Genomic DNA, 10026 nt, shown 5'->3' with positions numbered 1-10026 from the left:
CCCGTTCACTGCACATGACGATGTAATAGGTCGGATATACAAAACCGGTGATCTGGTACGCTGGTTGCCTGACGGTGGCCTGCAATACTTTGGTCGTATCGATGAACAGGTTAAAGTACGCGGTTTCCGAATAGAACTTGGCGAGATAGAATCTGCATTGCTGAGTTATAAAAAAGTCACAGAAGCTGTTGTAATTGCATGGGGTGAACCCAAACGTTTGTTAGCCTATGTGGTTACTGAGTCAGGTGTTAATATCGATGAAGATTTGCTGCGCGAGCACATTAAAACCTCTTTACCGGAATATATGATCCCGGCATCTTTTGTCCAGCTCGATGGGTTGCCATTGACGCCAAATGGAAAAATCAACCGTAATGCGTTGCCGGAGCCTGACAGCCAAATATTGAGTGAATCGACTTATGTAGCACCAGTAACTGACATTGAACGTCAGTTGTGTGAAATATGGCAAACCGAGTTGGGTATTGAGCAGGTTGGTGTAACTGACAACTTCTTTTCTATTGGTGGTGACTCAATTCTGTCCATAAGAATGATAGCTTCGTGTAATCGCAATAGTCTTGGTTTGGCGACACGCCAATTGTTTGAACACCAAACCATTCGCGAATTGGCATTGCAGGTGGTAGGCAGCAATATTTCCATTGTAGCACCGCAAACACCAAGCGAAGCAGGACAGGCACTATTACCTGTACAACATTGGTATCTTGAAAGTGGCGATGCGGTTGACCGTTCGCACTATAATCATGCTTTGTTGCTTAAAGCTCCGAAAAAATTTAATAAGGCGCTGTTAAAGCAATTGGTTACGGCTTTGTATCAGCGTCATGATGCGTTGAGATTGCGCTTTACTCAAGAACAGGACCAATGGCAAGCCAATTACCAGATATTTGACAACGCCATGGTTGCAGCCTCAGTGGTTGTTGAAGATCTTGACGGCCTAAGTGCCGAACAACAAACCCAAGCGCTTGAAACTCGTGGTGAAGCGATTCAGGCAAGTTTGTCCATCACAGACGGGCCTCTGTTTAAAGCGGTATTGTTCACCTCAATGCAGGGTGAGCAACGCCTGTTGCTGGTATTGCATCATTTGGTGGTCGACGGTATTTCATGGCGTATATTACTGACTGATTTAAAGCTTGGTTATGAACAACTTACTAGCGGAAAACCCGTTAAACTGACTGCGAAAACATCGTCCTTACAACAATGGGGCAAATTTCTGCTTGAACATGCTGCCACCGATGCGGTGCAGCAAGAGCGTGATTACTGGTTGGAGCAACTGTCAATTGCAGTAGCACCATTGCCTGTAGGTCATGGTGAAGTGGTAGACAATACTGTTGCAACAACCGGGCAAGTTTCATTCACCCTTGATGCTGAGAAAACCACATCGCTGTTGACTGACAGCAATAAACCATATCGTACCGAGATCAACGACTTACTGCTGACGGCATTGCTGTCAGGCATTAATGACTGGAGTGGTGAATCTGCCGCTCGGGTTGATATGGAAGGGCATGGCCGTGAAGCGCTTAATGAAATTATTGATCATAGTGATACCCTGGGTTGGTTTACCAGCATTTATCCATTGACATTGCACAGTGAGAAAGGTGTTGATATTGCACAAAGAATTATGGCTGTTAAAGAGCAAACCCGTCAGGTGCCCAACAAAGGCATCGGATTTGGTTTGCTTAAGTTCCTTGTCCGTGACGAAGGGATCAACAATCAATGCCACGGCAACGAATCGCCGATTATTTTTAACTATATTGGTCAGGTTGACCAAGCCATGGGCACCGACAGTATCTTTAGTATTGCAGATGAGAGCGCCGGTAATATCATCAGCGTTAAACGCCAGCGTGAGCATCAGCTGAGCATTGTCGGCAGTGTTCTTGAAGGTCAATTGACTATCGCTATCGGTTATAACTCAAAGCAATACGATCATCAGATGATGACGGATCTGGTTGAGGGCATTAAGTCAGGCCTTGAGCAGATTGTCGAACATTGCCAGAGCGATGAAGCGGGTTGTTATACCCCAAGTGATTTCCCACTGGCACAGATAAATGCACAAGAGTTGCAACAATGGCAGGTTGATCACCCTACCCTTGAAGATGTTTATGTCTCTACACCGATGCAGCAGGGTTTGTTGTTCCACAGCCTGATGGATAAATCAGCTTATATAACCCAGCTATTCCTGAACGTTATCGGTGATCTGGATATTGACGCATTCAGTCGGGCTTGGCAGCAGGTTGTGAATCATTACGATGTGTTCCGTACTGTGTTTGTCGGCGAGCAGATGCATCAATTGGTGGTTGCCAACGGCTCATTAGATGTCACGGTTAAAGACCTGCGTGATATGGATGTAACACAACAGCGAAAATCCTTTGAAAACTACCGACGGGCTGACAAAAAGCAGGGCTTTGATATTACCCAGCTACCTTTGATGAGACTATCAATGTTTCAGCTGGATGACAAAACTGTACGTTTATTATTGTCTTATCACCATGCTGTAATGGATGCGTGGTCTCAGGCGATTGTGCTTAAAAACGTAATACTGTGTTATGAAGCCATTAAGGCGGGTCGCACTGAGCAATTGCCGACGTTGGTCCCATATCGTGGCTACGTTCAGTGGTTGAACGATCAGGACAAACCGGCAGCACGTGTTTACTGGCAGCAGATGCTAGGTGATTTTGAATCACCGACTGAAATTGGTATTGATCAGTTAAAAGTTGAGTCACAGGATACTGGCTCAGGTTATACCGCAGTTTATTTACCTGAAGATAAAACCGCAGCATTACAGCAGCTGGCAAAATCCACTAAAACTACCCTTAACACCATCATTCAGGGTGCCTGGGGTTACTTGCTGCACCGTTACAGTGGTGAGAAAACTGTGGTCTTTGGTGAGACTACCGCAGGAAGACCTGCCAAGTTGGCTGATGTCGGGCAGATAGCTGGTTTGTTTATCAACACCTTGCCAGTACGCATGGACTTTGATACAGAAACCGATATCAATACATGGTTGCAGCAGTTGCACAAACAAGGGGTAGAAAGAGAGTCGTTTAGCTATCTGCCGTTGCTTGACATTCAGCGCCTCAGTGGCGTAGAAAAAAATGTCTCACTGTTTAACTCCCTATTTGCATTTAACCACTTCCCAATCGAAGAGCTTGTGGATGACGGCACTGGTTACAACGGGCTGGCGTTTGATGATTTTGCCGATGACGAACAGACCAACTATGGTTTGTCCTTCAGTGTCGCGGTAGGGCCTGAACTTGAATTTTCAGTGGATTATAAGGGAGCAGATTTTTCCGAAGAAACCATTATGCGTTTGCTTGGCCATATGGAAGTTATCCTTGATGGTATTTTGGCAGGAACAGACGGTAAAATTACTGATTTGCCGATGCTGACCAACGCAGAACATCAGCGATATAACCAGTGGAACGAGACTAAAAGAGGCTTTGATGAAAATGCCTGTATTCATCACTTGTTTGAAGCCCAGGCTTTAAGTAATCCAAATGCCATTGCAGTGGTTTATGAAGATGAAGAGCTGACATATGGAGTGCTTAATGAGCAAGCTAATCAGGTTGCCTATTATCTGCTGGACCAACAGGTTAAACCTGACACCTTGGTTGGACTATGTCTGGACCGTTCACTGGATATGCTGGTGGGTATACTGGGTATACTCAAAGCCGGGGGGCATACGTGCCGATAGATCCAAATCTTCCGGCAGATCGTATTGATTTTATGCTTGAAGACTCCAAGGTTGAACTTATTTTGACCCAGAGCGACTTGATGAGCGAGCTTGATTTTGATGATTTTAAAATTTTGCCGCTCGACGAGAACATCAGAACTAGTTTGTTAGGCAGATACAAAACCGATAATGTTGAAGTCGCACATAAATCGTCGCAACTAGCTTATGTGATTTATACCTCAGGTTCAACCGGACAGCCAAAAGGCGTTATGGTCACTCACCAAAACGTGGTCCGACTGGTTCATGGCAGCGGTGATTATGTGGGTATAAATGAGCCCCTTAAAGTTTTGGTAGCTGCGCCTATATCATTTGACGCTGCGACTTTTGAAATTTGGGTGCCATTGCTAAGTGGTGGTACTGCGGTATGTTATTCACACGAAAAAGTGGATATTGATCTGGTTAATCAAACGATTGCTGAGAATAAAGTCAATCTGGCATGGTTGACTGCACGTTTGTTTGACCTCTGGGTAGACAGCCCTCAAAGCGCCAATACATCACTTGAAACCATTATTACCGGTGGTGATGTGGTCTCCAGTAAGTCAGTGAAAAACTTGTTTGACGCTAATCCTGATATCAGGGTAGTTAACGGTTATGGTCCTACAGAATGTGTAACTTTTGCTTGTTGCCATGTTATAGCACGTGATTTTGACCACAGACAGTCGTTGTCTATCGGTCGCGCCATTGGCGACACTTTAGTGTATGTACTTTCAGATGACTTAAAAGAAATGCCGATCGGTGCGGTTGGCCAATTGTATATAGGTGGTGCCGCTGTAGCTCGAGGTTACCTGAATCAACCGGGCATGACAGAAGACAAGTTTGTAGCTGACCCATATTCTGCTGACCCAACTGGGCGTATGTATAAAACAGGCGACTTAGTGCGCTGGTTGCCAGAGGGGCTGTTGGAATATATTGACCGAGTTGACCATCAGGTGAAACTGAGAGGATTCCGTATTGAACTGGGCGAGATTGAGCACCAGCTGGTGACCTGTGCTGGTGTTAAAGATGCCGTTGTTATGGTGTGTCAGGATGAAGGTACAGAAATCAAACGTTTGGTTGCTTACGTTAACCCTGAGAGCAATGATGACGAGATTGAATATCGTGACTTGATTGCCGCCTATCGTACCTATCTGGATGGTAAACTGCCGGAGCATATGGTGCCGTCGGTGTTTGTAGTGATACCTGTTATGCCGTTGACGGTAAATGGTAAAATTGACCGTAAAGCCTTGCCTAAACCACAAGATTTTGATGTTGAACAGATTGAATACGTCGCGCCTTCTTATGAGGTAGAAGCGGTAATATGTGAAGCCTTCGAGCAAATTATTGGCATCAGCCAGGTTGGCATAGGAGATAACTTTTTTACCCTTGGTGGCGACTCTATTATGTCTATACGGGTGGTTTCCAAAGTCAATCAGGCATTTGAAAGCAGTGATCATGCGAACTTGACTGTTAAAGACATTTTTGTACACCAAACGGCTAAAGCATTGGCTCAGTACATGGTCGACAATGCAACAGATGACAAGCCTGTGCTTAAAGTTGCACCGTTCTCATTGCTTAACGATGCTGAGCGTGAAGAAATTGGAGAAGCCCAATTAGCGCTTTATGATGATGTTTACCCGATGTCTGAATTGCAGCTGGGCATGGTATTTCACACGCAATTGCAAAACAGCGGCGAGGTGTACCATGACATCTTCAGTTATCACATCAAGATGCCCTGGGATCAGAATACCTTCGAACGGGCAGTGCGTCTGATGTTCGAACAGCATCCTGTATTGCGTACCGCTTACTACATGGATGGCGATCGTCCATTGCAGCGTGTAAACAAACTTGAACAATTACCACTTGTCTGTGGTGATATACGTCATTTGTCTGAAAATGAACAGGATCAGTTTGTTTCCGACTGGCTGATTCAGGAAAGAAGTGTAGAGTTTGACTGGGATGGGTCGCTTTTTAAGTTGTTTGTTTACCGTCGCACTGAAGACAGCTTTGAATTCTGCCTGAGCTTCCACCATGCGGTTTATGATGGCTGGAGTAACTCAAGTTTTATCAGCCAGTTATTTATTCATTATCAGAACTCAATGGCAGGCAAAGCATTACCTGCACCGCAGACAGAATATGTGTTTCGTGATTTTGTTGCATTGGAACTGACTGCATTGGCCGATCCTGATGCGAAAAACTACTGGTTGTCGGTACTCGAAGATGCGCCGTTGAAGCAAATTCCGAACAAACTTAAAAGTAACAACCAGCATGAAGACCGCATTGACAAATTATATAATGTTCCAGGGTTTTCGGATTTGTCTCAACAACTGTATACCGTAGCCAAGAAACTTGGCGAACCTTTACAGTCGGTATTGCTTAGCGCACATGCTAAGGTATTGACCAGCATGAGTGGTCATTCACAGGCGTTGTCGTCGGTAGTAGTTAACGGTCGACCTGAATATGAAGGTGGTGATCGCGGTCTGGGACTATTTTTGAACGCAATGCCAGTATGTTTTGATTTGGCTCCGGACAGCAGCTGGTCAGAGTTGGTGGCTTCGGTTGCCGAGCGCATGAGTACATCAATGGCTCATCGTCATTATCCATCATCGGCTATCCAAAGGGATACCGGACGTACATTCTCTGAGGTGATATTCAACTACACCCACTTCCACGCCTTTAGTGATATTGAAGTTGATTTGGATGAGCAGGTGCTGGACTCGCAGGGCTTTGAACAAACCAACTACGATTTTGTGGTTAACTTTTCAAGAACTGCTATGGGCTCAGATAATTTGTCATTGTATATCAACTTTGACATGAATCGTTACGACGAAGCTTTGATCAAACGCATGGGTGGCTATTACATCAATGTATTCAAAGCGTTGCTGGCGGATGTTGACCAGCAGCACAATCCTTGCTATTTGCTTGGTGAAGCAGAACGTCAGACACTGGTTAACGATTGGAACGATACACAGGTCGATTACCCGCAACAAAGTAGTGTGCAACAGTTGTTTGAACAGCACGTAGTGCTTAATCCCAACGCACCAGCGCTTGCTTTTGGTGAGTATCAGTTAACCTATAGTGAATTGAATGAACAAGCTAATCAGCTTGCCCATTGCCTTAAGGCAGAGGGGGTTGATACTGATACCTTGGTTGGTCTTTGTATGGCACGTTCGCAGCAAATTGTGATTGGTATGTTGGCGGTGCTTAAAGCTGGCGCAGCATACGTACCGATTGACCCGGAATTGCCACAGGAACGGATTGACTACATAGTTGAAGACTCCTCGATACAGTTGGTACTTACCGATGCGGTGTCAAAGTTTGAGACTTCGGTAACCGATTTGTCCATACTGTGTTTAGACGATGCAAAATTGAATGAATTGGTTAACTATCATAGCCATAATGTGGCTAACGATACGTTTAGCGAAAAACAACTGGCTTATGTAATTTATACCTCCGGGTCAACAGGTCAGCCTAAAGGGGTTATGGTCAATCATCAAAATATTGTTGGTTTGATCAGCGATCAGAACTATGTGTCTATCGCTTTGGGTGATGTGGTAGCACAGGCAGCCAGTACTTCTTTTGATGCGGCTACGTTTGAGATATGGGGGGCTTTATGTAATGGCGCAAAAGTCGCTTACATTGACAAAGATACGTTGTTGCAGGTCGACAAACTGGACGAGGCACTACAACGTGAATCTGTTTCAGTGATGTTTGTTACTACAGCATTGCTTAATCAGGCCGCTTTTCAGCGTCCGACATTGTTCAGCAAATTGAGTTGCTTGTTGTTCGGTGGTGAACAGGTTAACTATAGTGCAGTACAGCTTATCATTGACCATGGTAAACCGAAAAAACTGTTACACGTTTACGGTCCAACTGAAGCGACAACTTTCTCTACGTTTGCTGAGTTAAGCGGCAATTACACTGAAGGCAGTCGACAAATTACCATCGGTGCTCCTCTGGCTAATGTACAGGTTTATGTGATGGACCAGCACGCAACATTGTTGCCAGCAGGCGCAGTGGGGGAGTTGTTAATAGGTGGTCGTGGTGTTGCCAGAGGTTATCTCAGCCGTCAAGACTTGACAGACGAGAAGTTTATCATTAATCCGTTTAACGACGATCCGGCTGAGCGACTGTACAAAACAGGTGATCTGGTACGCTGGATGCCGGACGGTACATTAGACTTTATTGGTCGGGTTGACCATCAGGTCAAAGTACGTGGTTTTCGGATTGAACCAGGTGAAATTGAGCATCAATTAACCAGTATCAACGGTGTTAAAGAAGCGTTGGTTCTGGCATTGGAAGATTTGGCAGATATTGAGTCTCTGAATAAACGTCTGGTGGCTTATGTGGTGCCTGAAGCATTTGAACAACAGGGAGAAGGCAGTGGATTGGTCACGCATTACCGTAGTCATTTACAGACTAAACTACCAGAGCACATGATTCCATCGTCATTTGTGGTGCTAGATGTGATGCCACTGACAGTAAACGGAAAAATTGACCGCAAGTCACTGCCGTTACCTGAGTTTGATGATGTTGTAGCGTCTGATTGTGTAGAGCCAGTAACCGAGACTGAACGGAAATTGTGTGAAATATGGACTGAACTCTTGTCACTGAGAAAGGTAAGCACCGATGTATCGTTTTTTGAAATGGGCGGTCACTCGTTGATGATCACCAAGTTGACCTCTGTTATTACCAATGTGTTCTCGGTAAGACTGGAGTTGCGTGATATCTTCGAAAATCAGACCATTGTTATGCTCGCTAAGGTGATAGATGAGGCGGACAAGGTCGAACAGGTCAATATTGACATTGTATCTAGAGAGCAAAACCTGCCGCTGTCGTTTGCCCAGCAACGTATGTGGTTTGTTGACCAACTCGAAGGCAGTGCCCATTACAACCTGCAAAACGTGATGGTAGTTGGTGGTCATTTTGACCATGGCTGTTTCGAACGGGCATTGACCACACTGATTGAACGCCATGAGGTATTGTCTACTCGTTTTGAAGAGCACGAAGGTCAGGCCCATCAGGTGATTTATCCAGCGGTACCGTTTGTACTTGAACAACAACTGATTAAAGATGAAACCCGCGAAGGCTGTTATGCCCAGGTTAAAACTCTTGCGGCCGTTGAAGCCAGAAGGCCATTTAATTTAAGCACTGATTTGATGCTGCGTGCCCGTATTCTGACATTGTCAGACAATCAAAATGGTGGTGAGGTTGAGCGCATTATGTTGCTGACCACACACCATATTGCTTTTGACGGGGTTTCTACCGCGATATTTACCCGTGAGCTGGGCGTGTTGTACGCCGCTTATCTTACCGGGCAAGATAACACATTGGCACCGTTGCCGGTGCAGTATGCTGATTATGCACAGTGGCAGCGCAACAGGTTAAGTGGTGACGTGTTGGAAGGGCATCTGGATTACTGGCGCAACTATCTTCACAACATACCATCAGTGCACCGTTTACCGCTGGATAATCCAAGACCACAAAAACAGACCTATGTCGGCGCAGAGCATCGTTGCCGTCTGAATGGCGAATTGACAGAGCAGATCAATGATTTTTGTCAACGCCATGACGTAACCCTGTTTATGTTCTTGCAAACGGCGTTCTCGGTTTTGTTGTCCCGTTACAGTAATGAGACCGATATTATTATGGGCACACCGATAGCAGGTCGTACCCAACAGGATACCGCTGAATTGATTGGTTTCTTTGTCAATACTTTGGTGTTGCGCAATAACTTATCGGGTAATCCTACCTTCACCTCGCTGTTGGCTGAAAATAAGCAGAACCTGCTGGATGCCTTTACTCATCAGCATATTCCGTTTGATATGCTGGTTGATGAACTCAGGCCTCAGCGCAGTTTCAGTCACAACGAGCTGTATCAGGTGGTGTTGGCAGTACAAAATTTTGAACAAGCCCCACTTGAACTGTCGGGTTTGACCATTAAACCATTCCAGCATGAAGACAACCAGTTGACGCCGGACTATGAGTTGGGCCTGCACGTTACCGAGCTGGAAAATGAGCTGGAACTGGTCTGGACATGCAGCACGGCCGTATTTGAACAACAAACCTTATTGCGCTTTGCCGATAGTCTGCAAACTTTGATACACGGTATTATACAAGCCCCGGAAACGGAAATAATGGTATTGCCAATTACCCAGGAACATCTACAGGACGAAGAGGTTGATGCGCTTTTACTTGAACCGGATATTAATAACCTAGATGAGGAAGCAATGAACGATTTATTCGCACAGTTAGAAGACATGTCTGAGGCAGATATCGAATCTGCGCTGGCAAATAAGGAAGAATGA

Annotated in this window: 1 protein-coding gene and 1 pseudogene; both read left to right on the top strand. The window is 45.3% G+C overall.

Going from position 1 to position 10026, the window contains the following annotated elements:
• Positions 1-64: 64 nt before the first annotated feature.
• Positions 65-5332: pseudogene (locus tag P4S71_RS22970) on the top strand (non-ribosomal peptide synthetase); the annotation flags it as partial.
• Positions 5333-5358: 26 nt separating this feature from the next.
• A complete protein-coding gene (locus P4S71_RS00050; protein WP_442961649.1) occupies positions 5359-10026 on the top strand; it encodes an amino acid adenylation domain-containing protein in 4668 nt (1555 codons plus the stop codon).

Source organism: Pseudoalteromonas sp. B62 (genome assembly GCF_037162565.1).
Taxonomy (GTDB): Bacteria; Pseudomonadota; Gammaproteobacteria; order Enterobacterales; family Alteromonadaceae; genus Pseudoalteromonas; species Pseudoalteromonas fuliginea.
The sequence above is the reverse complement of the archived record's forward strand: the minus strand, read 5'-3'. Positions and strand labels throughout refer to the sequence as shown.